The sequence below is a fragment of the Novosphingobium sp. 9U genome, assembly GCF_902506425.1.
In the GTDB taxonomy this organism is placed as follows: domain Bacteria; phylum Pseudomonadota; class Alphaproteobacteria; order Sphingomonadales; family Sphingomonadaceae; genus Novosphingobium.
The window spans coordinates 2,103,718-2,128,892 of record NZ_LR732469.1 but is presented as its reverse complement, the minus strand read 5'-3'; the positions used below and the strand labels follow the sequence as shown (position 1 = coordinate 2,128,892).

Annotated in this window: 25 protein-coding genes; 12 read left to right on the top strand and 13 right to left on the bottom strand. The window is 66.9% G+C overall.

Features of this window, described 5'->3' with window-relative positions; translation table 11 throughout:
- Position 1: 1 nt before the first annotated feature.
- Genes GV044_RS09940 through GV044_RS09930 form a run of 3 tightly spaced genes read right to left on the bottom strand, consistent with a single transcriptional unit; the run spans position 2 to position 2,699 of the window.
- Positions 2 to 460: a DUF2497 domain-containing protein gene (locus GV044_RS09940; RefSeq protein ID WP_159868871.1), complete on the bottom strand. Its 459-nt coding sequence runs from the start codon at positions 458 to 460 to the stop codon at positions 2 to 4.
- Positions 457 to 2,109 carry a TolC family outer membrane protein gene (locus tag GV044_RS09935; protein WP_159868868.1) on the bottom strand — a complete coding sequence of 551 codons (1,653 nt, stop codon included), beginning with the start codon at positions 2,107 to 2,109 and terminating at the stop codon, positions 457 to 459. The genes GV044_RS09940 and GV044_RS09935 overlap by 4 nt, the downstream gene beginning before the upstream one ends.
- A 2-nt stretch (positions 2,110 to 2,111) precedes the next feature.
- Positions 2,112 to 2,699, bottom strand: coding sequence for a protein-L-isoaspartate O-methyltransferase (locus GV044_RS09930; RefSeq protein ID WP_236554840.1), 588 nt, complete (start codon positions 2,697 to 2,699; stop codon positions 2,112 to 2,114).
- Positions 2,700 to 2,868: 169 nt separating this feature from the next.
- Here GV044_RS09930 and GV044_RS09925 point away from each other — a divergent pair, with 169 nt between their 5' ends.
- The 3 genes from GV044_RS09925 to GV044_RS09915 all read left to right on the top strand — a co-directional run bounded on the left by GV044_RS09925 (position 2,869) and on the right by GV044_RS09915 (position 6,618).
- Positions 2,869 to 4,389: a fumarate hydratase gene (locus GV044_RS09925; RefSeq protein ID WP_159868862.1), complete on the top strand. Its 1,521-nt coding sequence runs from the start codon at positions 2,869 to 2,871 to the stop codon at positions 4,387 to 4,389.
- 209 nt (positions 4,390 to 4,598) lie between these two features.
- Positions 4,599 to 5,882 carry a sensor histidine kinase gene (locus GV044_RS09920; RefSeq protein WP_159868860.1) on the top strand — a complete coding sequence of 428 codons (1,284 nt, stop codon included), beginning with the start codon at positions 4,599 to 4,601 and terminating at the stop codon, positions 5,880 to 5,882.
- A complete protein-coding gene (locus tag GV044_RS09915; RefSeq protein ID WP_159868858.1) occupies positions 5,875 to 6,618 on the top strand; it encodes a LytTR family DNA-binding domain-containing protein in 744 nt (247 codons plus the stop codon). Before GV044_RS09920 ends, GV044_RS09915 begins: the two co-directional genes overlap by 8 nt.
- Positions 6,619 to 6,718: 100 nt before the next feature.
- Here GV044_RS09915 and GV044_RS09910 read toward each other — a convergent pair whose 3' ends face one another.
- A complete protein-coding gene (locus tag GV044_RS09910; RefSeq protein WP_159868855.1) occupies positions 6,719 to 7,018 on the bottom strand; it encodes a UrcA family protein in 300 nt (99 codons plus the stop codon).
- A gap of 271 nt (positions 7,019 to 7,289) precedes the next feature.
- Complete coding sequence (locus GV044_RS09905; protein WP_159868852.1) at positions 7,290 to 7,580, bottom strand: UrcA family protein; 291 nt, start codon at positions 7,578 to 7,580, stop codon at positions 7,290 to 7,292.
- Between the two features lie 81 nt (positions 7,581 to 7,661).
- Here GV044_RS09905 and GV044_RS22115 point away from each other — a divergent pair, with 81 nt between their 5' ends.
- Genes GV044_RS22115 through GV044_RS09890 form a run of 3 tightly spaced genes read left to right on the top strand, consistent with a single transcriptional unit; the run spans position 7,662 to position 9,922 of the window.
- Positions 7,662 to 8,108, top strand: coding sequence for a hypothetical protein (locus GV044_RS22115; protein ID WP_236554839.1), 447 nt, complete (start codon positions 7,662 to 7,664; stop codon positions 8,106 to 8,108).
- A 37-nt stretch (positions 8,109 to 8,145) separates the two neighbouring features.
- Positions 8,146 to 9,039 carry a diacylglycerol kinase family protein gene (locus GV044_RS09895; RefSeq protein ID WP_159868849.1) on the top strand — a complete coding sequence of 298 codons (894 nt, stop codon included), beginning with the start codon at positions 8,146 to 8,148 and terminating at the stop codon, positions 9,037 to 9,039.
- 10 nt (positions 9,040 to 9,049) lie between these two features.
- Complete coding sequence (locus GV044_RS09890) at positions 9,050 to 9,922, top strand: metallophosphoesterase (protein ID WP_236554838.1); 873 nt, start codon at positions 9,050 to 9,052, stop codon at positions 9,920 to 9,922.
- A 54-nt stretch (positions 9,923 to 9,976) separates the two neighbouring features.
- Here GV044_RS09890 and GV044_RS09885 read toward each other — a convergent pair whose 3' ends face one another.
- The 8 genes from GV044_RS09885 to GV044_RS09850 all read right to left on the bottom strand — a co-directional run bounded on the left by GV044_RS09885 (position 9,977) and on the right by GV044_RS09850 (position 17,638).
- A complete protein-coding gene (locus GV044_RS09885) occupies positions 9,977 to 10,924 on the bottom strand; it encodes an acetyl-CoA carboxylase carboxyltransferase subunit alpha (RefSeq protein WP_159868846.1) in 948 nt (315 codons plus the stop codon).
- A complete protein-coding gene (accC, locus tag GV044_RS09880; protein WP_159868843.1) occupies positions 10,921 to 12,270 on the bottom strand; it encodes an acetyl-CoA carboxylase biotin carboxylase subunit in 1,350 nt (449 codons plus the stop codon). The genes GV044_RS09885 and accC overlap by 4 nt, the downstream gene beginning before the upstream one ends.
- A gap of 3 nt (positions 12,271 to 12,273) precedes the next feature.
- Positions 12,274 to 12,726, bottom strand: coding sequence for an acetyl-CoA carboxylase biotin carboxyl carrier protein (gene accB, locus GV044_RS09875; protein WP_236554837.1), 453 nt, complete (start codon positions 12,724 to 12,726; stop codon positions 12,274 to 12,276).
- A complete protein-coding gene (accD, locus tag GV044_RS09870) occupies positions 12,723 to 13,571 on the bottom strand; it encodes an acetyl-CoA carboxylase, carboxyltransferase subunit beta (RefSeq protein ID WP_159868837.1) in 849 nt (282 codons plus the stop codon). Before accD ends, accB begins: the two co-directional genes overlap by 4 nt.
- Before the next feature lie 228 nt (positions 13,572 to 13,799).
- Positions 13,800 to 14,507 carry a GIN domain-containing protein gene (locus GV044_RS09865; protein ID WP_159868834.1) on the bottom strand — a complete coding sequence of 236 codons (708 nt, stop codon included), beginning with the start codon at positions 14,505 to 14,507 and terminating at the stop codon, positions 13,800 to 13,802.
- 27 nt (positions 14,508 to 14,534) lie between these two features.
- Entirely contained in the window at positions 14,535 to 15,104 is a 570-nt protein-coding gene (locus GV044_RS09860) for a DUF1700 domain-containing protein (RefSeq protein ID WP_159868831.1), read from the bottom strand.
- Positions 15,094 to 15,450, bottom strand: coding sequence for a PadR family transcriptional regulator (locus GV044_RS09855; protein ID WP_159868828.1), 357 nt, complete (start codon positions 15,448 to 15,450; stop codon positions 15,094 to 15,096). The genes GV044_RS09860 and GV044_RS09855 overlap by 11 nt, the downstream gene beginning before the upstream one ends.
- 136 nt (positions 15,451 to 15,586) lie before the next feature.
- Positions 15,587 to 17,638, bottom strand: coding sequence for a molybdopterin-dependent oxidoreductase (locus GV044_RS09850; RefSeq protein WP_159868825.1), 2,052 nt, complete (start codon positions 17,636 to 17,638; stop codon positions 15,587 to 15,589).
- Positions 17,639 to 17,758: 120 nt separating this feature from the next.
- Between GV044_RS09850 and GV044_RS09845 the strand changes: the two genes are divergently transcribed.
- The 6 genes from GV044_RS09845 to GV044_RS09820 all read left to right on the top strand — a co-directional run bounded on the left by GV044_RS09845 (position 17,759) and on the right by GV044_RS09820 (position 25,166).
- Positions 17,759 to 18,328 carry a TetR/AcrR family transcriptional regulator gene (locus tag GV044_RS09845; protein WP_159868822.1) on the top strand — a complete coding sequence of 190 codons (570 nt, stop codon included), beginning with the start codon at positions 17,759 to 17,761 and terminating at the stop codon, positions 18,326 to 18,328.
- Positions 18,329 to 18,372: 44 nt separating this feature from the next.
- Positions 18,373 to 19,554 (top strand): sulfotransferase, encoded by a 1,182-nt coding sequence (locus GV044_RS09840; protein ID WP_159868820.1) that lies wholly within the window; start codon positions 18,373 to 18,375, stop codon positions 19,552 to 19,554.
- A gap of 37 nt (positions 19,555 to 19,591) precedes the next feature.
- Positions 19,592 to 21,562 carry an OPT family oligopeptide transporter gene (locus GV044_RS09835; protein ID WP_159868817.1) on the top strand — a complete coding sequence of 657 codons (1,971 nt, stop codon included), beginning with the start codon at positions 19,592 to 19,594 and terminating at the stop codon, positions 21,560 to 21,562.
- Positions 21,563 to 21,645: 83 nt separating this feature from the next.
- Complete coding sequence (locus tag GV044_RS09830) at positions 21,646 to 21,861, top strand: hypothetical protein (protein WP_159868814.1); 216 nt, start codon at positions 21,646 to 21,648, stop codon at positions 21,859 to 21,861.
- Positions 21,862 to 22,058: 197 nt separating this feature from the next.
- Positions 22,059 to 23,414, top strand: a complete 1,356-nt coding sequence (locus tag GV044_RS09825) for a malonyl-CoA decarboxylase (RefSeq protein WP_159868811.1) — start codon at positions 22,059 to 22,061, stop codon at positions 23,412 to 23,414.
- Positions 23,415 to 23,696: 282 nt separating this feature from the next.
- A complete protein-coding gene (locus tag GV044_RS09820) occupies positions 23,697 to 25,166 on the top strand; it encodes a DEAD/DEAH box helicase (protein WP_159868808.1) in 1,470 nt (489 codons plus the stop codon).
- The last annotated feature ends 9 nt before the right edge of the window (positions 25,167 to 25,175 follow it).

The window sequence follows — 25,175 nt, the reverse complement described above, 5'->3', positions numbered from 1 at the left end:
CTTAGGCCTTCTTGCCGACAATTCGCGCGATTTCGGCTGCCACCATCCGCTCCACGATGCCGGGCAGGTTCTTGTCGAGCCACTCGGTCAGAGCAGGCCGCAGCAGTTCACGTACGAGGCCCTCGAGCGATGTCTCACCCGAGCGGACGATCTGCGGCGATGCGCCTGGGCCGGAGATGGCGGCCAGCGCGGCGAGCGACTCGCGCATCGCGGCGTGCGCCACTTCGTTGAGGAGCGGCGTGGACGGCTCTGCGGACGCCACATCGGCAGCCGGATCGACGGCTACTGTCTCGGTAAGGTCGAGTACGTCCTCCGCTTCGTCGCGCGACTGCGGCTGTTCGGCAGGAGAGGTCTCGCGGCGTGGAGTATCGAAGGCGCTGCCGACGCGGCTGTCGCGCGCGATCACTTGCTTGATCGAGGCGAGGATCTCCTCGACCGAAGGTTCGCCGTTCTGCTTCATCGCCTAGTGTCCCCTGTTGGCCCCGGCGCCTGCGTACCAGTTCCCTGCATGTCCGATCCGGGCGTGCCCAACGCCGGCGTACCCGCCATCGGCTTGCCGGCCGTCGTTGCAGGGCTTCGCGCCGTCGCTTCGACCGCCGTCGGTCCGGTGCCCACATCGCCCGGCTGGATAGCCGGAGCCGGCACGTCCTCGTTCGGAATTTCTCCGTCCTGCACCGGCGTGTCAACCGTGCGCGTGGAGCGGGCGACGGGCGCGGGATCGTCGTCGAAGTCGAAGAACTTGCGCTTCACCCGGTCGTAATTGACCTGTGGATCGTAAAGCGCGCCGCCGTCCAGGTTGAGGTCACGCGCTTCGGCCCGTCCCATTGCGGCCAGCAGGCTGAAGCCGGCGACATAGGCGTTACGCCGCGCGATCACGAGCTGGACTTGTGCGCGCAGCCGCTCCTGCTCGGCATCGAGAATGTCGAGGATAGTGCGGTTGCCGACGCTGTTTTCGGCCTGAACGCCCTCCAGGCTGAGCGCAGCGGCGTCGACGGCGGTCTGGTTGAGCGCGATCAGCTCGTTGGCGGCGAGATACGACTGATAGGCCGAGCGCACCTGCGCGATCACGCCGCGTTCGGTCGCGATCTCCGTCTCCATCGTGGCGGATGCGTTTGCCTGCGCCTGTCGCCGCTGGGCTGCCGGACGCCCGCCCTGGAAGATGGGGATCGAAAGCTGCGCGCCGACTTGCGCCTGCCGATCGGTTTGCGAGACGCCGGCGACTCCGCTGGCCAGGGTGTCAAGGTAGTTGCTGTAAGTACCGGTGCCGAACAGGCTAACCGTTGGCAGGCGGCTCGCACCGGCAACGTCAATGTCTTTCTCGGACGCCTTCACCCGCTCGCGCGCGCCGACCAAGTCGGGATTGTTGTCCAGCGCGTAGGCCACTGCCGTCTCCGCGCTCTCCGGCAGGTTGGGGAGCGGGGGAGGGGGCTGGAGGTCGATCGGCGCCTTGCCGACCAGCTGGATGTAGCGTTCGCGCGCATTGACGAGGTTCGCCTCGGCGTTGCGCAAGTCACCCCGCGCGAGTGCCAGCCGCGATTGGCTTTGCGCGACGTCGGTGCGGGTCAGGTCGCCGATCTGGAAGCGGTCGCTTGTCGCCTGCAAGTTGGTGCCCAGCGCGGCGACGTTGCTGCGGTTCAGCCCGACGATGGCCTGGTTCTGGATCACGTCCATGTAGGCGGCAACGACATTGCTGAAGAGCGACGATTCGGTCCCGCGCAAGTCGGCCTGCCCGGCCGCGACGCGGAACTTGGCGGCCTTGATCTGGTTCTTGACGCCGCCGCCCGAATAGATCGGCACACCGAGCTGCGCCTGCGCCTGCAGGACCCGCTCGGGTGCAGTGAAGGCGTTGACGGGACGCTGGACGAACTCGGTATATGTGCCCGTCACGTCGGCGTTCGGCCGGCCAGAAGCCTTGGCGATCGGCACGTTCTCGTCGTTGGCACGCTGCTGCGCGCGCGAGGACTCGAGCGTCGGGTTGGTCTGGTATGCTTGGACCAGCGCCTCGGTCAGAGTATCGGCCTGTGCCGCTCCGGCGCTCGCCCCCGCGAGTGCCAGTGCCAGAAGTCCCGCCCCCGTCCGAAGCCCGGCACGCTGTGCGAACCGGGCCACGGTCAGAACGTCCAGCGTTTGGGTGCGGCGAATTCGGGCAGGATCGGGATGCCGACCTCGGCCAGGGGGAGCAGCGTGATTGTGTTCGAGGCCTTGCGGCCTACCGCGATGCGGGTCACGCCGCGCAGCACCTGGCCGGTGACCACGCGGCCATCATCTGCCAAGTTGTCGGCAAGGAGGTCAGGCAGCACTTCGACGGCACCGTCGATGACGATCAGCGAGTAGTCGCCCGAACCGCTTGCGTCCTGCGCTTCAGAGGGCGCGATCACGTCCAGCGAGCCCACCAGAGGCCGCAGCAGTGCGGCAAGGTAGCCTTGCGCTTCGCCGACCAGCAGAGCCTTGTCGCCCTGCGTCGGACGCGCCTCTGCCAGCAGGCGGCCGTGCACGATCGGGGCGGCCAGCATGCGGCCTTCTCCGAGCGGGATCGCGCGGTCGATATAGGCGGCCTCACGCATGGTGGCGGGCACGAAATCCTCGCGCGGGAGCGAGCCCATCGCGTCCAGGATCCACGGCTCGTTGACGCCACTGGTGCGCAGCTGGCTGTCGATCATGGCCCGGCGCGCTGCTTCGCTTGACCGTTCCTCGGTCATTGGAGTCACCGTCATTGGCTTCGTAGTTCCCTCAAGCGCCCGCACGTTTTCGCAGGCATGCCATGGCCGCGCCTTCTAAGTCATGGTCCACGCATGGCCAAGCGCTTTGACGGAACGCCCGTCGCACGCCTATGGAATCGCGCAAGAGCGTATCAGGAGTGCAACGATCATGGCCGAAATGGTCACCATCCGCGAACAGGACCTTATCGAGAGCGTGGCCGATGCGCTCCAGTACATCAGCTACTTCCATCCGATGGACTACATCCGCGCGCTTGCCGCAGCCTATGAGCGCGAGGAGAACCCCGCCGCCAAGGACGCGATGGCGCAGGTGCTGGCGAACTCCAAGATGTGCGCGACAGGTCACCGGCCGATCTGCCAGGACACCGGCATCGTTAACGTGTTCCTGAAGTGGGGCCAGAACTGCCGGCTCGACTCCGACAAGTCGATGCAGGAAGTGGTCGATGAAGGCGTGCGCCGTGCCTACAACCACCCGGAGAACAAGCTGCGCGCCTCGATCGTGGCGGATCCGGCCTTCACCCGCCGCAACACCAAGGACAACACGCCGTGCGTGCTGAACGTCGAGTTCGTGCCCGGTGACAAGGTCCACGTCGACGTCGCGGCCAAGGGCGGCGGCAGCGAGAACAAGTCGAAGTTCAAGATGATGAATCCTAGCGATTCGATCGTCGACTGGGTGCTGGAGATGATCCCGCAGATGGGCGCCGGCTGGTGCCCGCCAGGCCAGATCGGCATCGGCATCGGCGGCACCGCGGAAAAGGCCGTGCTGCTCGCCAAGGAGTCGCTCATGGAAGAGATCGACATCCACGAGATCAAGGAGCGCGGGCCCAAGACGGACACCGAGGCGCTGCGGCTGGAGATCTTCGAGAAGGTCAATGCGCTGGGCATCGGGGCGCAAGGGCTGGGCGGCCTCACCACCGTGCTCGACGTCAAGATCAAGGAGTGGCCGTGCCATGCCGCGGGCAAGCCGGTGGCCATGATCCCCAACTGCTCGGCAACGCGCCACGCGCACTTCACGCTCGATGGTTCGGGTCCGAGCTTCCTGGAGACGCCGAAGCTCGACGAGTGGCCTGACGTCACTTGGACGCCCGACCGCGAGGCCAAGCGGGTCAACCTCGACACGCTGACCCACGAGGAAGTGCAGAGTTGGAAGCATGGCGACCGTCTGCTGCTCAACGGCACGATGCTGACTGGCCGGGACGCGGCGCACAAGCGCATCCAGGACATGATCGCTCGCGGCGAGGAACTGCCCGTCGATTTCCGCGGACGGGCGATCTACTACGTCGGCCCGGTCGATCCGGTGATGGGCGAAGTGGTCGGCCCGGCGGGCCCGACGACGGCGACGCGCATGGACAAGTTCACCGACATGATGCTCGACCTCGGGCTGCTGGCGATGATCGGCAAGGCCGAGCGCGGGCAGGGCGCGACCCAGGTGATCGCCAAGCACAAGGTCGCCTACCTGATGGCGGTCGGCGGCGCGGCCTACCTGGTGGCACGCGCGATTCGCGAGGCGCGGGTCGTCGGCTTCGAGGACCTGGGCATGGAGGCGATCTACGAATTCACCGTGACCGACATGCCGGTGACTGTGGCCGTCGATTCGCAGGGCAACAACGTCCACCAGCTCGCGCCCTTGGTCTGGAAGGAGCGCATCGCGCGCGAGGCGGAGACGGTTTGACTTGTGATCGGGGAGGGTGTGCCGCACCCCCCCGTTCGTGTCGAGCTTAGTCGAGACATGTTGACGCAGTGCTGAGTTGTCCGTGTCTCGACTACGCTCGACACGGGCGGGGCTAGACAGGGAAAAACGTGCCCGGATCGACGAAGCGCATACTCCCGTCGACCGGTGCATTGGCTACGCCTGGCGCACGTGCGCTATCACGGCCGACAATGATCGATCTCACTCACCCGCGGGTGCCGGCACGCCTGGTGCTGGCCTCGCTTGGTGCGCTCTGGGCCTGCTATTTCCTGGTAGCCACCCTTCGCGGCATCTTTCTCGGCTTGGATTTCGTCTGGCCGATCGTTTCGCGCCGGCTGACGATCTGCATCATTTCCATGCTTGTCATGGCCGCCTTGTGGCCGGTGCTGCAACTGTTCGACCGCAAGTCGTTCGGCACGCGTCTGGCGGTGGTCATCATCGGCGCATTGCCGGTGAGCCTGGCCCTTAGCTTCATCAACGAGGCGATTTTTGCCGACATCCAGGTCATCAGCGATCACGAGGACGCACAGGCCAACGTGAAGGTTTCCCGCGATGCGGCGGGTAACATCCTGGTCGACCTGCCCCCGCCGACGCCGCCCGCTCCGCCGCAGCCTGGCTCCACCAGCGCTCCAGTGCCCCCACCGGTGCCGATCGTCACGCACGACGAGGGCAATCGCACGATCACCATCAACTCCGGCAAGCGCGACGGCGCCGCGGACGGGGCGGACGAGGGGCATGAACGCTGGGGCATGATCGCCGACACTGCGTTCGGCCGCTACTTCCTCGTACTGGCCTGGGCGGCATTCTACTTCGCGCTCGCCAAGGCCGAGGAAGCGCGCGCGGCCGAACGGCGCGAAGGCGAGTACCGCCGCGCCGCCGAACAAGCGGAGCTGCGTTCGCTGCGCTACCAGATCAACCCGCACTTCCTGTTCAACACGCTTAACTCGTTGTCAGCGCTCGTGATGACCGGGCGGCATGACGATGCCGAACAGATGATCCAGACACTGTCGACGTTCTATCGCCATACGCTTTCGGGCGATCCGACCAACGATCTGGCGCTGACCGACGAGATCGAGTTGCAGAAGCTATACCTGGCGATCGAGGCCGTACGCTTCCCGGATCGCTTGAAGACCGAGATTGTGGTTGACGCCGATGTCGCCGACGCCATGGTACCGGGCATGATCCTGCAGCCGCTTGTCGAGAACTCGGTCAAGTACGCCGTCGCCGCGACGCAGGCGCAAGTCACCATCACCATTGCTGCGCGACCCGAGGGCAACGATCTGGTCCTGACCGTCAGCGACGATGGCCCAGGCACCTCGCAGCCGGGTACGCCGGGATGCGGCATCGGGCTCTCCAACGTCCGCCATCGCCTCCGTGCTCGCTTCGGTGAGACCGCCAGGCTGGAATTCGGCAAGCCATCGGCCGGAGGGTTCCGCACCGTCGTGCGCATGCCGCTGGAGCACCGGCATGACTGAGCCCGCGCCGGCGCTGCGCACCCTCATCGTCGACGATGAGCCGCTCGCGGTTGAGCGCCTGCAGGTGATCTGCGCGCGCCTGGAAGGCGTGCAAGTCGTCGGTACCGCAGGCGACGGGCAGGCGGGACTGCGCCTGATCGAGGCGCTGACGCCCGACCTGGTCCTGCTCGACATGACGATGCCGCTCACCGACGGGCTGACTGTGGCGCGCAAGCTGGGTACGCAGTCCAACCCGCCGGCGGTGATCTTCGTAACCGCTCACGACGAGTTCGCGGTCGAGGCCTTCGACCTCGAAGCGATCGACTATGTGCTGAAACCCGTCTCGCCCGATCGCCTGCAGCGCGCCATCCAGCGCGTCGGTTCGCGCCGCGGTCAGGTCAGCGAGCGGCCGGTGCAGGAAAGCCAGTGGCTCAGCGAGTTCTGGGTGCCCCACCGCTCCGAACTGGTGCGCATCGGCGCCACCGATGTCGAACGAATCGATGCCGAGCGCGACTACGTGCGGCTGCATGTGAACGGCCAGAACTTCCTGCTGCTCCAAACCATCACCAGCCTCGAGGAGCGGCTCGACCCAGAGCAGTTCATCCGCATCCACCGCAGCTGCATCTTGCGGCGCGATCGCATCACCGGACTGCGGCACGAAGGGCTGGGCGTCTGGTCGGCGGAGACCGCCGATGGTCAGGTGCTGCGTATCGGCCGCACCTACCTGCCCAACGTCAAGAAAATGGCGGGGCGCTGAAGCTACGGAAAAATGGCGGACCCTTGCGGGCCCGCCAGTCTGTATCCGGTTTCTGTTCTAAGGGACCTCGTGAAATGGAAGGGCGTGAGCCCCACGGCACTCAGCCGCCGTTCTGCGCCTCGCCGATGATGGTGGCGAGCGTCGCTTGCGAACGGGTCTTGGCGTCCTTGTAGCAGGCCTTCGCCGAAGGCGAGCCGAGGCGCGATCCGGTGGTCGAGCCGCCTAGGCCACAGGCGTTCTTGGCGGCGTTGTCGAGCCGGCGCGCGAGTGTGCTCTGGCCCTTGGCGGTCGAGAGATCGAGATCCTTATAGTTGACCGTGACGTCGTTGGCGAAAGCGGGGGCCGCGATGCTCAGGGCGGCAGCGGTGAGGGTAGCGGCGGCAAGGGCGATCTTGATCATGGGTCTGGTCCTCTGTTGATCGAGCCGGAAGATGCGCTTGGCGGCTCGTTGCAACCCTTTTGGCGGTGGCGGCAGTCCGATGCACTTCGTGCTCGACGATCGTGTGGCGGCGCTCGACGGGATGCATGGGCGGCGACGAGCGACTTGGCGGATCGACGAACCGCTTCGGGGCTTGCGAGACAACGAGGCATCGGTCGCCACGGGCAGTGAACAAACAAAAAGGCGGACCGCTAGGGTCCGCCTGGGTACTCTTGCATCGATGTCGGAGCAATCAGCCGCCAAGGCGGGTGTTCTCGACGATGGAGGCCATCTCAACCTTCGCCTTGACGCGGGCCTGGCGGTAGCAGGTCATCGCCGAGTGGCTGGGCAGGCGGCCGTTGGCTTCGAACTCGCAGGCCTTGCGCGCGGCGCGGTCGATGCGGCGGGCGAAATCGTGCTGACCTTGGGGGCTGGCGAGGTCGAGGTCGCCGTAGGACACGACGACATCCTTGGCGAGGACGGGGGCGGCGGTGGCAGCCGTGGCGAGAGCGGCGGCAGCGGCGAACAGAGCAGTCTTGATCATGGTATGTCTCCCTTGCGGTGGAGCCGGCTGCGGGGGTGGTGACCGGCTCGATGAGTGTGTTGTGCACAAGGGCGCCCCGGCATGCACCGCGTGCTCGACTGCGGCGCTGCAGGCGTCGACGAGCGCTGGGGAGAGCGGACGAGCGGCCGTCTTGCACCGACGAAATGCATAGTCGTGCTCGGTGCTGTGGCGTGCTCGGTGCTGCGAATCGCGAGGGAGCGCTGGCCAGCAGCGCGCGCAGGCACTACATCGGTGCCGCAGATGGCCATCGTGATCGTCTTCCTCCTCGGCATCGCCAACTTCGCTGCGCACCGCGCGGTGCTCGAAAGCGGGCATCCGCTGATCGACGTCATGCCGCGCGCGTTCCGCCTGCTCGGCGGGCGCATGAGCTTCGTCGTCGAGTTCGCGCTGCTGCTGGGTGCACTGTGGATGGTGGCCGTGGGCTCGACCGGTTGGGCGACCGCATACTTGTGCTACAGCGCGATGAACGGGCTTGCTGCCTGGCTTATTCTGTCCGGTCGCGCCTGATGGGGAACCGGAGCGCCTCCCTCCGGTTTGCTGCGGCATGACCGACCCCACCGCACCCGTCGCAAACCCGGAACTCGAAGCCAAGGCTGCGAAGGTCTGGCTCGTCCACAACAAGTCGAGCGGGAGCAACGACGACGATGCGCTTGAAGCCTTGCGCGATGCCTTCGGCACCGCGGGGCTGAGCCTCGTGGGCGACAGCTGTTTTCCGCGTGACGATGCGCCCAGCCCCGCCGATCTCGACGGAGCGGGTGCCGACACGGTCGCCATCTTCGCCGGCGACGGGACGATCAGCTCGGTCGTGGCAGGGCTCGGCGGTTGGCAGGGCGCAGTCCTGCCGCTGCCGGGCGGCACGATGAACATGCTTGCGCGCCGTCTCCATGGCGATGCGACCGCGCCCGAGGTGGTGGCGCGTCTCAAGGACGGGATCGTCCAGCGCGTGCGGCCCACTGTCCTGCAGAGCCGCCATGCCGTCGGCCTGACCGGAGCGCTTGCCGGTCCCGGCACCGCCTGGGCCGACGTGCGAGAGGCGATGCGCGATCCCAATCTCAAGGAACTGGTCAGCACCGCGAGCGAGGCGATCTCCTCATCGACCGGTGGGGCCAAGGTCGTGTGCCTGGATGCCGATTGCGGACGCGAGGAGGGCTACACCGCGATCACGCTGACCCCGCGCGACGACGGGATCGAAGGCGCGGGCTACTATACCGCGTCACTGGCTGACTATGCTCGCCATGGTGTCGCGCTGTTGCAACGTGACTTCCGTAGCGGTCCCAACGAGTCGCTGGGACGGCATCGGAAACTGCGCATCGCCAGCTCCAACAAGGAGCCGATGGGACTGCTGATCGACGGCGAGTCCTACGATGGCGATGCCGAGGAGGAATTCGAATTGGGCGCCAGCCATGTCGACTTCTGGGCCACGGCCGATGCACGGTAAGGCGGGCGATATGCGCAAGGCAGCCAAGGCAGGTCCGATCAAGCTGTTCCACATCTCGGACATCCACTTCGGGCTTGAAGATCCGGCAGCGCTGGCGTGGGTCGAGGATTGCATCGGCGCAGGGCGGCCGGATGCGATCGCCATCACCGGCGATCTCACCATGCGTGCGCGGCACAAGGAATTCATCGCCGCGTGCAAGTGGATCAGCTCGCTCGACGTGCCGGTGACGGTGGAGATCGGCAACCACGACATGCCGTATTTCAATCCAATCGAGCGGTTCCTGGACCCCTACAAGCGGTTCCGCGGCATCGAGGCGGTGCTCGAGCGTGAGCTGGACTTGGGTGGACTTGCGATCGTGCCGCTCAAGACCACGGCGCGCGCGCAGTGGCGCACCAACTGGTCGCGCGGCTGGATCACGCGTCCGGCGCTGAAGAAGACGCTGGCGATCATCGATGCGCTGCCCGAAGGCACTCCGGTGCTGGTCACCGCGCATCATCCGCTGGTGGAGGTGAATTCGCGCGGCAACGTGCTGACCAAACGGGGGTCACAGGCACTGGAGGAGCTGGCCAAGCGCAAGGTGCTGGGCATTCTTACCGGTCACGTCCACGATCCGTTCGACATGATCGAGCAGACGTCGGCTGGACCCGTGCGAATGATCGGTGCGGGTACGTTGTCCAAGCGCCTGCGCTCCACGCCACCCAGCTTCAACCAGATTACAATCGACGGCACCAAGGTTGTCGTCGAGGCGCGCAACCTGGAGAAGGTGGCGACGCGCGACATGCAGATCGACGACGTGCCGCCCAATGCGCTGCCGCCCAGGAAGCCGGAGGAACCCGTGTCACCAGTGGCTGCGGTGCCGCCGGTGGATCCGCCGGTGCATTGACCTGGAAGGTCTGCATCGACCCGGGTCAAGCCCGAGTCGACGCCCGACTCCAGTTCAAAGGCGCCCGATGCGCAGGAACCGCTCTTCGCGCCGCTCGGTCAGCTGATCGCCCGAGAACCCTGACAGTCCGTCCAGCTCCTCGCCGATCGCCGCGCTCAAAGCCGCAGCCGTCGCCGCCGCATCGCGGTGCGCGCCGCCGAGCGGCTCGGGCACGATCCGGTCGATCACGCCTAGCCCCAGCAGGTCCTGGGCGGTGACTTTCATCGCCTCAGCCGCATCCGCAGCCTTCTCCGGCGTGCGCCACAGGATTGAGGAGGCACCTTCGGGCGAGATCACCGAATAGACCGCGTGCTCCAGCATCAGCACCCGCTCGGCGCTGGCGATGGCGACCGCACCGCCAGACCCGCCCTCGCCGACGATCGCGGCGACCATGGGCACCGGCAGTGAGAGGCACGCCTCGGTGGCGCGGGCGATCGCCTCGGACTGGCCGCGCTCTTCCGCTTCGACGCCGGGGAAGGCGCCGGCAGTGTCCACCAGCGTGACCACCGGCAGGCCGAACTTGCCCGCCATCTCCATCAACCGGACCGCCTTGCGATACCCTTCCGGCTTGCCCATTCCGAAGTTGTGCTTCAGCCGGCTCGCGGTGTCGTGGCCCTTCTCGTGGCCGATTAGCATGACCTTGCGACCGTTCAGACGCGCCGGCCCGCCCAGGATCGCCTCGTCCTCACCGAAGCGGCGATCGCCGCCGAGCGGCATGAACTCGTCGAACATCAGCCGCACGTAGTCGAAGAAGTGCGGCCGTTGCGGATGGCGGGCGACTTGCGTCTTCTGCCAGGGCGTCAGCTTGCCGTACGTACCCTTCAGCAGCGCGGCGCTTTTCTTTTCCAGCTTGTCGATCTCGCTGGCAAGGTCGAGCTGGCCGGTCTCGGCGGTGGCGCGCAGCTCGGCGATGCGCGCTTCCAACTCGGCGATGGGCTTCTCGAAGTCGAGGAAGGTGATCACGCGGCGCGCTCCGCCAGCCACTCTTCCAGCCACTTGATGGTGTAATCGCCCGAGCGAAAGTCGGGCTGCTCGAGCAGCGCCTGATGCAAGGGGATCGAGGTCTTCACCCCGTCGATCACCATTTCCTCCAGCGCACGTTTGAGGCGCATGATGCAGCCTTCACGCGTGCGGCCCGAGACGATCAGCTTGGCGATCATCGAATCGTAATACGGCGGCACCCGGTAGCCAGCGTAGAGCCCAGAATCGACGCGCACGTTGAGGCCGCCGGCCGCGTGGTAGTGCTGCACCAGGCCGGGCGAGGGCGCGAAGGTCCAGGGGTCCTCGGCGTTGATGCGGCACTCGATCGAGTGGCCGCGGAATTGCACGTCCTCCTGGCGGAAGGTGAGGGGATGACCCTCGGCGACGCGGATTTGCTCGCGCACCAGGTCGATGCCGGTGATCGCCTCGGTGACCGGATGCTCCACCTGCAGGCGGGTGTTCATCTCGATGAAGTAGAATTCGCCCGCTTCCCACAGGAACTCGATGGTGCCCGCGCCGCGATAGGCCATGTCGGCCATGGCCTTCGCGACGATCCCGCCCATGCGCTCGCGCTCCTCGGGCGTGATGACCGGGGAAGGCGCTTCTTCCAGCACCTTCTGGTGGCGGCGCTGGAGCGAGCAGTCGCGCTCGCCCAGGTGGATCGCCTCGCCCTTGCCGTCGCCGAAGATCTGGAATTCGATGTGCCGCGGATTGCCGAGGTACTTTTCCATGTAGACGGTGGCATCGCCGAACGCCGCCTTCGCCTCGGAGCGCGCCTGCCCCATCTGGCTTTCCAGCTCGTCGGCGTGCTGGACGACCTTCATGCCGCGCCCGCCGCCACCCGAAGCCGCCTTGATCAGCACCGGATAGCCGATCTCCTCGGCCAGCGCCTTGGCTTCGGCGACATCCTCGATCGCGCCGTCCGAGCCGGGAACGAGCGGCAGGCCTAGTGCGCCCGCAGTGCGCTTGGCTTCCACCTTGTCGCCCATGGTGCGGATGTGCTCGGGCTTGGGCCCGACCCAGATCAGCCCGTGCGCCTCGACGATCTCGGCGAACTGCGCGTTCTCGGACAGGAAGCCGTAGCCGGGGTGGATCGCGTCGGCCTGGGTGATCTCGGCGGCCGAGATGATCGCGGCGACGTTGAGGTAGCTGTCCTTGGCGGCTGGCGGCCCGATGCAGACCGCATGGTCGGCCAGGCGCACGTGCATGGCGTCGGCGTCGGCGGTGGAGTGCACCGCCACCGTCTCGATCCCCATCTCGTGCGCGGCGCGGTGGATGCGCAGCGCGATCTCGCCGCGGTTGGCGATCAGGAGGCGCTTTATGGCCATGTCTTAGCCGATCACCACCAAGGGCTGGTCGTATTCGACGGGCTGGCCGTTCTCGACCATGATCGCCGAGACCGTGCCGGACTTGGGCGCGGTGATCTGGTTCATGACCTTCATCGCTTCAACGATCAGCAGCACGTCGCCGGCTTTCACCTGCTGGCCGACACTGACGAAGTTCGGCGCGCTCGGCTCGGCGGCCAAGTAGACGGTGCCGACCATCGGCGACTTCACGGCATCGGCCGAAACCGCGGCGGCGGCAGGAGCCTCGGCCGGAGTGGCGGCGGCCGCAACCGGCGCGGGAGCCGCAGCCGCAGCCGGAGCGGCCACGCTCGCCACCACGGGCGCGAGCTGGCGCACGACGCGGATCTTGCGTTCGCCGTCTTCCACTTCGATCTCGGTGAGGCCGGTCGCCGCCAGCAGCTCGGCCAGCTCGCGCACCAGGGCGCTGTCGATGTTCACGCTACGTCCTTTCGGTTCAGATAGTCGAGCAAGCGCGCGCATGTCGCCTTCAACTCGTGGCGGTCGACGACAAGGTCGACCATGCCGTGTTCGCGCAAGTATTCGGCGCGCTGGAAGCCTTCGGGCAGCTTCTCGCGGATGGTGTCGCGGATCACGCGTTGGCCGGCAAAGCCGATAAGGGCGCCCGGCTCGGCGATTTGGACGTCGCCCAGCATGGCGTAGCTGGCGGTGACGCCGCCCGTGGTGGGATCGGTCAGCACGACGAGATAGGGCAGGCCCGCACGGCTGAGGCGGCGCAGCGCCACCGTGGTCTTGGGCATTTGCATGAGTGAGAGGATGCCCTCCTGCATGCGCGCGCCGCCCGCGGCGGTGAACATCACAAAGCCGCAGCGCCGCTCGATCGCCCGCTCGACGGCGCGGACGAAGGCCTCGCCTACCGCCATGCCCATCGACCCGCCCATGAAGGCGAAGTCCTGCACGGCGACAACCGCAGGCTGACCGTTGATGGCGCCTTCTGCGGCCGTCAGCGCATCAGGATAGGGGTTGGCGGCGCGCGCGGCCTTCAGGCGATCGGAGTACTTCTTGCTGTCGCGGAAATTCAGCGGGTTCTCGGGTACACTGGGTGCCGGCAGCACTGCGTAACCTGCGTCGAGCACTTGGGCGAAGCGAGCCTGCGCGCCGATGCGGCCGTGGTACTCGCAGCGCGGGCAGACCGAGAGGTTGTCTTCCCAAGCCTGGGTGAAGACCATCTCCTGGCAGCTCGGACACTTGATCCACAAGTTGTCCGGCGTGTCGCGCTTGCCCAGCGAGCCGAGCGAATTGCGTACTTTGGTGATCCAGCTCATGTCCTGCGACGCCATGCCTCTTGCCGCCGGTGGAGCGGCGCGGGCGGACCCCATAGGCGTATCGCTGGGGCGATGCAAATCTGAGCGGCTTGTTGTCCTCCCCTGCACGGGGAGGGGGCCATCCGCAGGATGGTGGAGGGGACTCGCCGCGCGCGCTGCGCTGGGTTGTGAGTCCCCTCCGTCACGCGCTACGCGCGCGCCACCTCCCCGTGTCGGGGAGGACTTCCATCAATACACGTGCTCGACGGAGCCGACGCCGTGCACTTGCGCACGTTCGGTGCGCGCACGCTTCTTCAGCGTGATGTTGCCGGCGCCGTTCACTTCGATGTCGGCAAGGTTGACGGGGGCAGCCTCGACATCGCCGACGCCATGCACGCGGATCACCGCATCTTCGTTCTCGAGCTCGGACACGTCGATGTCGGCGGCGCCTTCGGAGGTGACCCATAGCTTGCGCACGCGGCCGGTGGCGTCGAGGTCGACCGCACCGCGCGCGGTCAGGCGCAGCTGTTCCTGGTTCAGCCCGCGCAGTTCGACATCGGCGGGTGCATTCAGGTCGAGGTCGCCGATCTCGGGGGCGACGATCGTGACCTTGATCGAGTCACGCACATGGCTGCGGCCGGGAAGCGAGAGGCGGCCATCTTCCCAGACCAGGCGGTCGACCGCCTGCTTGGGGCCTTCCACGGTCATACCGGCCTGGTCGCCGCGGCGGAACTCCAGGTCCACCGGCAAGGCCATGATCAGCCGCGCGCCGGAGGCGAGGGCAAACTGGCGGGTGACGCGCGGCCCGCCGAGGCGTTCGCCGCCGATGGTCCAGTCGACATCGCCGCTGGCGACCTGGTCGCGCAGTTCTCTGCCCCCTGCCATCCACGCTGCGCTGAGCGCGACGATGGCAATGACGAGGCCGCTGGCGAATACGATAAGCAGCTTGCGGAGCATGGTCTGTCTCCTTCTTCTCAGGGCCGATCAGGCAGGGTCGGCGTGAATGGCGGGCTCGATCACCTTGTAGTGCAGGCGGCCGAACCACATGAGGGCGTTGATGATCCAGATGCTGACGATGGCAAGCAACGCTCCCACCGCGACGGCGCCGGCCATCATGCCGAGCCCGCCGAAGATCGCGACGAGCACGCCGCCGGGAAAGCCGCTGAACGGTCCGGCGATCAGCACGAAGCCGCCGGCGATGAACAGCGCGAACACGGCCACGAACAGGCCGAACAGCACGCCCAGGATGGGCAGGACGATCGGCAGCAGGATCAGGATGTCGATCGTGGCCAAGCCCATGAAGGCCAGCACCGCCGCCCATGCGGACGAGGGGCTGCGCTCGGTCTGCCAGTTGCGGATGCCCGCTTCGAGCCGCAACTCGCGGGCGAGGCGGCTCGGATTGCCCAGAGCCTCTGCGACTTCGGCTTCAGAGCGGCCCTCGGCAGCAGCGGCCTCGAAGTGGTCCTCGTAGTCAGCGACGATATCGGCGACGGTGGCGGGCTCCAGGCCCTTCAAGCCGTCTCGAAGGCGGCGGATGAATTCCTTACGCGTCATGGCGAGCCTCCGTGGCGTCAGAGGTGGTGGGAACGATCAGGCCTTCGACGGCACCGACGAACGCGCGCCATTCGGCGACTTGTGCGTCGAGGCGGTCACGACCGATCTCGGTGATGCGATAGTACTTACGCGGCGGACCCGAGGGCGACTCCTCGAGGTAGGTCGCGACCAGCCCGTCAGACTGCATGCGGCGCATGAGCGGGTAGATCGTGCCCTCGCCCATGTCGACGGCGTCGGCCATTCGGCTGGCGATCTCATAAGCGTAGCTGTCGCCACGCGACAGAAGGGCGAGCACGCACAGGCCGAGCACTCCCTTCTTCAACTGAATTTCGATGGTGTCAGGCACGAATCACCTCCTGCGGATGAGGAGTGTATATCGCCTGGTACTATTCAACGCAAGATACCTTGCATGAGTTTGTTCAGAGGTGGAGCAAGGTACCTTGTTGTGAGTAGCCGCCGACGTGCTGTGCGGCGCTGCGTGTCTACGCAGTTTCAGCTGCGAGCTGCGTTTCGGACTCCTCCACACGGGTGAGGCTGATCGGAATGCCCGAGTAGAGCACCATGCCGGTCATCGCGTCGATCGACTGCACGCTCGTCAGCAGGTTGACGTTCGCCGTCTCGTGTCCGTGCGGGATCGAGGCCACACCCGGTCGGATCGCGTCGCTGACGTTGGCGATCAGAGTGATCTCGCCGCTGGCCGTGGTCACCTGCACGCGGTCGCCGTGCGCGATGCCATACGCGGCGGCATCCTGCGGATTGAGGATCACGTCGGCCGGACTGCCCAGGAACGAAAGCGAGGCATTCAGCTTGCGCCGCTGGCGACGCGGGATGAAGCTGAGCTGCGGCGGCCCACCTCGAGCCGCGTCGGCGGTGCGCGTTGCGGCCCAGAGATCGAGCAGCGGTTGCGGCGCGAGGATCCAGCCGCCGATCCGCTCGATGTGGCGATCGACCCACTCGCCCGGGAACTGCATCTCGCGCGTGACGGTGCCCGCCGCCTTCAGCTCCTCGAAGCTGCAGCGTGCGCCCGCCATCTGGCGCGCCAGCATGGCATCGTCGGCGCCAGGAACCTGGTCGCTCTCGGGCAGGTCCTCCGGGACGGGCAGGCCCATGCGCCCCATCAGCTGCGACAGGATCCACCAGGCCGAGCGACGCTCCCCGAGCGGCGGCACCACCGCGGGCGAGTAGAGCATGGACAGGCTGCCGCACAGCGTATCCCAGAACGAGATGTCCGGCCGCTCCGCCTGATCCTTGGTCGGCAGCACGTGAGTGGAGAGCGCGGTCGTTTCGTTCTCGACCACCTCGAAGGTCGCAAAGGTGTCCAGCTTGCGCAGCGCCGGCACCAGCACGTTGGCATCGGGGAACGAGCGCACCAGGCTGCCACCCAGGTTGACCAGCGCGCGGATGTTGCCAGCCTCGATCTCTCCGGGCAGTGCCGCGCAGGGCCAGTCGCCGATGATCCCGTTGACCTCCGGCATGGTCGGTGCGCCGGGGGTAAAGGGATTGTCCATGCGCGGCAGCTCGAAGCTGTCGAACTGTGTGATGAAGCCGGGGTGGAACCACACTCCGCCCACGCGGTTCATGCGGCCGGTCAGGATGTTGAGCAGCCAGGCGAACCATTGCGTCACATTGGCACCTTCGGACATGGTGACGCCGGTGCCGGTTTCGACGGTGACCCCGCCTAACCTGCGTACAGAGTCCAGCAAGTCTGCCAGCTCGTCCTCGCGCACGCCAGCGACCCGTGCGGCGGTGACGCGGTCGTAGCCGTCGAGCGCGGTGCGCAAGGCGTCGAGGCCCTGCACCGGCTGGGCGGGTGCCAGCGGCCCGCCGTCGATCACCTCGCGCACCAGCCAGGCGAGTATGGCGTAGTCCTTGCCGGGCAGCGGCGCGATGTGGCGGGTGGAGAAGGCGGCCGTCTCGGTGCGCAGCGGGTCGATCGTCCAGACCTCGCCGCGCTCGGCGATGGCGCGGATCCAGGTGGGCGGCGAGAACATGCCGGTATTATGGCCATGGCTCACCATCGGATTGACGCCGACGTAGAGCAGCAGGTCCACGTTCTCGTTATCGGTCTTGCCCGACAGGCCGGGGAAACCGCCAACAAGGCTGCTGACCAGCACTTTGGCCGTACCGTCGATCGTCAGCGGCGAGAACTTGGGTGGATGGCCGAGCGCGTTGTACAAGGCCTCGCCCATGCGAAAGCCGGCTGCGTCCATGCCGAGGCCGCTGCCGAAGTAGAAGCCGACGCTCCCGGGCCCATGTTCGTCGACCACGGCGCGAAGCCGCTGGGCCAGATCGTCGAGCACCGTGTCCCAGTCCGCCTCGACGCGCACGCCTTCCCGTACGAGAGAAGGGCGCAGGATGGCCTGGTCGTGATGGTGCAAGCGACCCACGGCGCGGCCTTTGGGGCAAGTATACCCCTTGCTGAGCGGGTGATCGAAGTCGCCCTTCACCCGCACGATCTGGTCGCCTTCGACCGTGACGGCGATGCCGCACTGGTTGGTGCAGATGCGGCAGTGGCTGCGCACGACCTGGCCCATGATTCTCTCCCGTTCCCGCGTTCGTTGTTGCTGCACGGCATAGCACAAGTGAACCATTGCTCAACACAAGTGAGCAGCTGTTTACTTGCGGGCGATCCGTCGGGCCGTTATCGCTTGGGGATGACCGCTGCTGTGATCAGGCCGGACGTTCGGCGCCGCGATTCCGTTGCCACCAAGGCGCGCATCCTCGCCGCCGCGGTCGAGGTCTTCACCGAGTTCGGCTACTCGCAAGCCGGCCTGCGTGACATTTCCGCGCGTGCCGGCGTCGCCTCTTCCCTGCCGGTCCGATACTTCGGGACCAAGGCGGCGCTGTTCGAGGCCGCGCTGATCGAGATCCTGCGCGCCAACTCGGTCTTCACCTGGCGCAAGCAAGACTTCGGCAAGACGATGACGCGCCTCATCCGCGAGCGCAGCAACGTGACCATCACCGCCACTCTGATGCTGGCGCTCGCCGATCCTGAGTCCCGCGAGGTGGCCGTGCGGGTGTGGGAGGAGCACATGATCGCGCCGCTGGTCGAATGGCTCGGCCCGCCCGATGCGCATGGACGCGCGGCGATGCTGTTCGGGCTCATGTCCGGGCTGACCTTCCAAGTGCACGGGCTCGCCGAGGGCGCGATCTCTGCGCCATCCGAGCGCTGGGCCGCGCGGACGCTGCAAGCTCTCGTGGACGGTGACGCCGTGGACGCCTAGCCTCCATGCAGCCATCGTCCGCACGAGCGGAGAGGGGAGGACACATGCTGGACGCTGCCGCGATCATCGCCGAGGCCGAGGCGCACGTCGGGATCGCCGATCCCGACCCAGGCGTCGCGGAGAACCTGGCGCGCCTCACCGCCTCGCTGGCCGAGACTTTCCCCATGTCGGCGGCAGGAGAGGCGCAGGCGCGGCGCATGCTGGTGACGGACAGCATCAACCGCCTCGAAAGCGCCAAGTGGGTGCAGCAATACCCCGAGATCGCCGAGGAGCCGATCGTCGCCCCGGTCTTCCTCATGGGCCTGCCGCGCTCCGGCACCACGTACTTCCAGTACCTCTTCGATCGCGACCCGCGATTTCGCCTGATCAGGACCTGGGAGTCGATCATGCCCGCGCCGCCGCCCGGCTTCGATCCGGCATCGGTGACACGCCGCCGCGCCGCCTGGGTGGAGATCCAGAAGGCACGCGCGCACTTCGACGGCTTCGAGGCGCTGCACCTCTATGACGAGGATGGCTCCGACGAATGCCACGCTTTCCTGGAACAGAGCTATGGCGCCGCCGGGCTCCACAACCTCTACCGCGTGCCGGCCTACTTCGAGTGGATGCTGAGCGGCCTAGACCTGGTCGAGACCTACCGCATCCACAAGCGCCAGCTGCAATGCCTGCAGTGGCGGTCGGAACCGCGGCCATGGGCGCTCAAGTACCCCAACCATGTGCTGGCGATGGATCAGATCCTGCAGGTCCATCCTGACGCGCGCTTCGTGATGACGCATCGCGATCCGGCGCAAGTCGTCGCCTCAATCGCAAAGATGACGTGGAACCTGCGCAGCCAGCGCGCCGCCGCACCGGTGGACAAGCGCGAGGTCGGGCAGGACATGCTCGCCTTCATCGCACGGCACGTCGAACGTATCATGGCCTTCGACGCCGGTCCTGCGGGAGGCCGCGTGGTGCATGTCGACTACTACGCGCTCATAGCCGACCCGGTTGGTGAGATGCGGCGGATCCATGCCGGCCTCGGCATCGACACGCCGGAGGGTGTCGCCACTGCCGTGCAGGGCTGGCACGCCGCCAATCCCAAGAACGCGCGCGGCCGCAACGACTACAGCCTTGCCGAATACGGGCTCGACCACGATGTGGTAACGGCCACCTTCGCCGAATACCGCCGCCGCTTCGCCATCCCGAGTGAAGGAGAAGGCCTGAGCGCATCGCAAGGAGTGCACTCGTAACTGCGCAGCGTCTGTGCGACAGGTTGCGCGAACAGCCATGCCTGAGAGAACCGACTTGAGCGCGCCACACGCCAAACCGCTTGCCGAACTGACGATCCGCGGCGTTGTCCTGGGCGGGATCATCACGCTGCTGTTCACCGCGGCGAACGTCTATCTGGGCCTCAAGGTCGGCCTGACTTTCGCGACCTCGATCCCGGCGGCGGTAATCTCGATGGCGGTGCTGCGATACTTGCCCGGCAGCAGCATCCTGGAAAACAACATCGTCCAGACCATCGCCAGCGCTGCGGGCACCCTGGCCGCAATCATCTTCGTGCTCCCCGGCCTGGTGATGATCGGCTGGTGGCAGGGCTTCCCCTATGTGACCACCGCGGCGATCACCGGTCTGGGCGGCATCCTGGGCGTCATGTTCTCGGTCCCGCTCCGCCGCGCCTTGGTCATCGACACCGACCTACCCTACCCCGAAGGCCGCGCCGCTGCCGAAGTGCTCAAGGTCGGCGCGGCGAGCGACATGGGCGCGGAGGAGAGCGCGAACGGGCTGTGGTTGCTCGTCGCGGGAAGCGTGGCTTCGGCCGGCTTCGCCATCCTGACGCAGACCAGGCTCGTCGTTGCCGAGGCTGCGGCCTGGTTCCGCGCCGGCGCCGGCGCGACCGGCATCGCCGGCGGGCTTTCGTTCGCACTGCTCGGTGTGGGCCACCTCGTCGGCCTGTCGGTCGGCATGGCGCAGCTGCTGGGGCTGGTGACTGGCTGGTGGGTGCTGCTGCCGATCCTCACCGGGCACCATCCGCTCCCCGGCGACGTGGAGACTTGGGCCAACACCGTGTTCCGCGCGGATGTGCGGTTCTTCGGAGCCGGGGTCATAGGCGTGGCGGCGATCTGGACGCTGATCAAGATCGCCGCGCCGGTGATCGGCGGCGTACGCTCCGCCTTCCAGGCCAGCCGCGCGCGCCATGGCGGCGAGGCCTTGGCTTTGGAAGAGCGGGACCTGCCGATCGCGACCGTGATCGGCGGAGTACTCGCGCTGCTCGTGCCGATCGCGTGGCTGCTGTGGTCGACCCTGCAGGCGGGGCCGCTCGCAGGATCGACGCTGCTGCTGGTCGCGGGTTCGCTCCTGTTCGTGCTGGTGCTCGGCATGCTGGTGGCGGCGGTGTGCGGCTACATGGCGGGACTGATCGGGGCGTCGAACTCGCCCGTCTCGGCCATCGGCATCCTCGCCGTGCTCGCCGCCGCGCTGCTGCTGGCCGCCCTGTTCGGGCGCGAGAGCCCGCCCGAGACCACCCGCGCGCTCATCGCCTACGCTCTGATCGTGACCGGCGTGGTATTCGGTGTCTCGACGATCTCCAACGACAATCTGCAGGACCTCAAGACCGGCCAGCTGGTCGGGGCCACGCCGTGGAAGCAGCAGGTCGCGCTGATCATCGGCGTGGTGTTCGGCAGCCTCGTCATCCCTCCCGTCCTCGATCTGCTGAACACCGCCTTCGGCTTCGTTGGCGCGCCCGGAGCAGGGCCGAATGCACTGTCCGCTCCGCAGGCCGGGCTGATCTCGGCGCTGGCACAAGGCGTGCTCGGCGGCGATCTCAACTGGCCGATGATCGAGTACGGCGCTCTTGCGGGCGTTGCTTTCGTGATCTTCGACGAGCTGATGGGCAAGGCGCGGCTGCTGCGCTTCCCTCCGCTGGCCGTCGGCATCGGCATCTACCTGCCGATGGCGGTGATCCTGCCGGTGGTGATCGGCTCGATCCTCGGCTGGTTCTACGACCGCTGGGCGCAGCGCAGCCGCAAGCCCGAGAGCGGGCTGCGCATGGGCGTGCTGACCGCAACCGGGATGATCGTGGGCGAAAGCCTGTGGGGCGTCGCCTTCGCCGGCATCGTGGCGGTGACTGGCTCCGACAGCCCGCTCGCGTTGACGACGGGGCTTGCGCCCAGCATCGCGCTGATCGGCGGGACGCTGGTCTTCGCGGTGCTGACCGGCCTGCTCTACCAGCAGACGGTGCGCCGCAGCCGCGCTTGAGCCGCGCCGCCGATGACGAGCGATCTGGAACTCGACAGGCCGTAGCGGGTTGGATCGGCATGCGCCGGGGCAAGAGGGCGAGCATGCCGACTTACACTCTCATCCCAGATGAGCACGACTACGAACCCGAAGAGCTGGTCGCCGATGGCCCGCGCGACTTGTTGAATCAGGTCTATGGCTATGGGTGGAACGCCGCGCGCGTGATCCGCGACGGCGAGTTCATCTTCACGGTGGCGCGCAACGTCGATGGCGTCTGGGCGATCCTGCCGGGTCTGCCCCAGAGCGATAGAGAGGCCTGACGACAGCGGCGAGGGCGAACTTCCCGTCCGAACCCTCGCAACGCCGCTATGACGTTGTTCCCGGCAGCGCTCGTCTTCGCCCCGGCGAAGCTGGAGGTGCTGGGCTTGTCACACAGCTGTCGGAACCCTCATGATAGCCTTCGTCGACTCAGGGACGGGCTGCGGCCGGTCCGCTTGCAAGAAGGGGTGCTCGCACCATGAACACGGCCCGAACCCGCACCAAGGTAGATAGCCCGGCACGCAAGCGCAGCGCGCTCGACCTCCTGATGGCCTCGGGCCTGGGCAAGATGCTGCGCGGCATCGGCGTGGCGCCGCGCCCTGAGAACGAGGGGGAAAGCCTGCTCGACCTGGCCGATGCGCTGCTCTCGCTGCGCGGCCGCGCGTCCGGTCCGGCGCTGGCTTCGGCCTTCTTCGACCTCTACGAAGCCAGCGATATCGCGGCTCGGCAGGAGTTCCTCGGCAAGATCCACGATGCTCATCCGGCGGATGCCGAGGCTATCGAAAAGGCGATCGCCAAGTGGGCACAGCTGCACGACGAGGCTAGCGCGCGGGCGCTGCACGAGGCAACCGAATCGCCCAGCCAGAAGCTGATCCGGGTGCTCAACCTGGCGCCGCAAGGGACCGAACGGCTCATCGGCATGCGTGAGGATCTGCTCGCCGCGCCCAAGAGCGCAAGTCTGGCGGCGTTCGATCGCGACCTGGAAGGTGCGTTCACCAACTGGTTCAACGCCGGCTTCCTGGAACTGCGCCGCATCTCATGGGACTCGCCTGCCTGCTTGCTGGAGCGCATCATCCGCTACGAGGCAGTGCACCAAATTCGCGGCTGGGACGACTTGCGCCGCCGGGTCGAGCCCATCGACCGGCGCTGCTATGGCTTCTTCCACCCGCAGATGATGGATGATCCGTTGATCTTCGTCGAAGTCGCGCTGACCAGGGAACTGCCCAGCGCCATCCACCAGATCATCGCCGAAGAGCGCGAGACGGTCGATCCCAGCGATGCGAGCTGCGCGATCTTCTACTCCATCAACAACTGCCGCACGGGGCTCAAGGGCATTCCCTTCGGCAATTACCTGATCAAGCGGGTGGTTGGCCTGCTGCAGCAGGAAATGCCGCAGTTGAACACGTTCGCAACCCTGTCGCCGGTGCCCGGTTTCGCCAAGTGGCTCGCCAAGGAGCCCGAAGCCGCCGAACGCGTCCCGGGCGCTGCCGACTTGCGCAGCCTGGGGGCCAAGTACCTCGTCACCGCCAAGGGCAAGGGCGGCCAGCCGCTCGACCCGGTGGCGCGTTTTCATCTCGGCAACGGCGCGCGGCTGGAGGCGATCCACGCCAATGCCGACTTGTCGGAGAATGGGCAGCGCCAGGCGCACGGCGTGATGGTAAACTACGTCTATGACTTGGCCGAGATCGAGGCCAACCACTTCGCCCTAACCGAGCTTGGCACCGTGGCGACATCCAAGGCGGTGCAGACGCTGGTCGACGGTCCGGAGCAGAAAGAGGCCAAGGACAAGAAGGGCGGCAAGAAGAAGGACGCCAAGGAGGCAGTGGCGGCCTGATCGTTGCCTTCCATTCAGACGAGGGCTAGCGGCAGCGCCGGCTAGCTCCGCAATTATCTTGCGCTTGCTCGCAATATCACCTACATGGCCGGGGCAATCGGCGAGCGTGACCTTCGAGGTGCGCCGCAATCCGTTGGCAGCGTGAGGTCCCGGCCCAAGCCGAAGACCGGCCCGGATGAGCGGTTGCCCAACCAGCTTCCTTTTCACGCAGGGTCGCATCGAACGAACCCTTGCGATGTGCGCGTGATCTTCGCGCGCCACGCGAATACGCGAAAGACTTCCATGTCCTATTTTTCCGATCTCGGCTTGGCCGAGCCCATTCTTCGTGCGCTCGAAACCAAGGGCTATGCCGATCCCACCCCCATTCAGCGCCAGGCGATCCCCGCGCTGATGGAAGGGCGAGATCTGCTCGGCATTGCGCAGACCGGCACCGGCAAGACCGCGGCCTTCTCGCTGCCCTCGCTTCACCGCCTGGCCGCCGACGCCCGCCCGCGCCAGAACGCCGGATGCCGCATGCTGATCCTCAGCCCCACGCGTGAGCTGGCGGCGCAGATCGCCGAGAACATGCGCGGCTATGCCAAGTACCTGGCGCTCAACGTGCAGTGCGTGTTTGGCGGCGTGCCCGTCGGCAAGCAGGCGCGTGCCCTGGAGCGCGGCACCGACGTGCTGGTCGCCACCCCCGGCCGCCTGCTCGATTTGATCGACCAGCGCGCGCTGACGCTGCGCCATGTCGAGATCTTCGTGCTCGACGAAGCCGACCAGATGATGGACCTCGGCTTCATCCACGCCCTGAAGCGTGTGGCTGCGATGCTGCCCAAGGAGCGCCAGAGCCTGTTCTTCTCGGCGACCATGCCGCAGGCGATCGCCGACCTGGGCCGCCAATTCATCAACAATCCGGTCAAGGTTGAAGTCGCACCGCAGTCGACCACGGCAGAGCGCGTCGAGCAGTTCGGCGTCTACATCAACCAGGCCGAGAAGCAGGCGCTGCTCACCATCAACTTGCGCGATGGCCTCGCCAAGGATGAGGACGGCGTCAGCAAGATCGACCGCGCGCTGGTGTTCAGCCGCACCAAGCACGGGGCCGACCGCATCGTGCGCCACCTGATGACGGCCGGCATCCCCGCCGCCGCGATCCACGGCAACAAGAGCCAGGCGCAGCGCACCGCGGCGCTCGGCGGGTTCCGCCAGGGCACCGTCCGCGTGCTGGTCGCCACCGACATTGCGGCGCGCGGCATCGACGTTTCGGGCGTCAGCCACGTCTACAACTTCGAGCTGCCCAACGTCGCCGAGCAGTACGTCCACCGCATCGGCCGCACCGCGCGCAACGGTGCCGACGGCATTGCCGTTAGCTACGTCGCACCGGACGAAAAGGCTTACCTGCGCGACATCGAGAAGCTGACTCGCGTCAAGTTGATGCCGCTGCCGCTGCCCGAGGACTTCCAGCGCCAGGCCGCGCGCCTGCCCGCACCCTCGCGCAAGACCACCGAGACCGAGCAGCGCAACCCGCATGCCCGTGGTGGCCAGGGCGGTGGCCGCTCGGGTGAGCGCCAGGGTGGCCAGCGTGGCGGTCGTCCGCAGGGCCCGCGTCCTGAAGGCGAGAAGCGCCGCGACGATCGTCCGCGCTCGGACCGTCCGCAGGGTGAGCGTCCTGTTGGTGATCGCGCACAGGGCGACGGGCAGAAGCGCAGCTTCCGTCCGCGTGGACCCAAGACCGTCGGCGCGCACAAGGGCAGCGTTCGCCGCGCTGGTTGATCGAGTGAA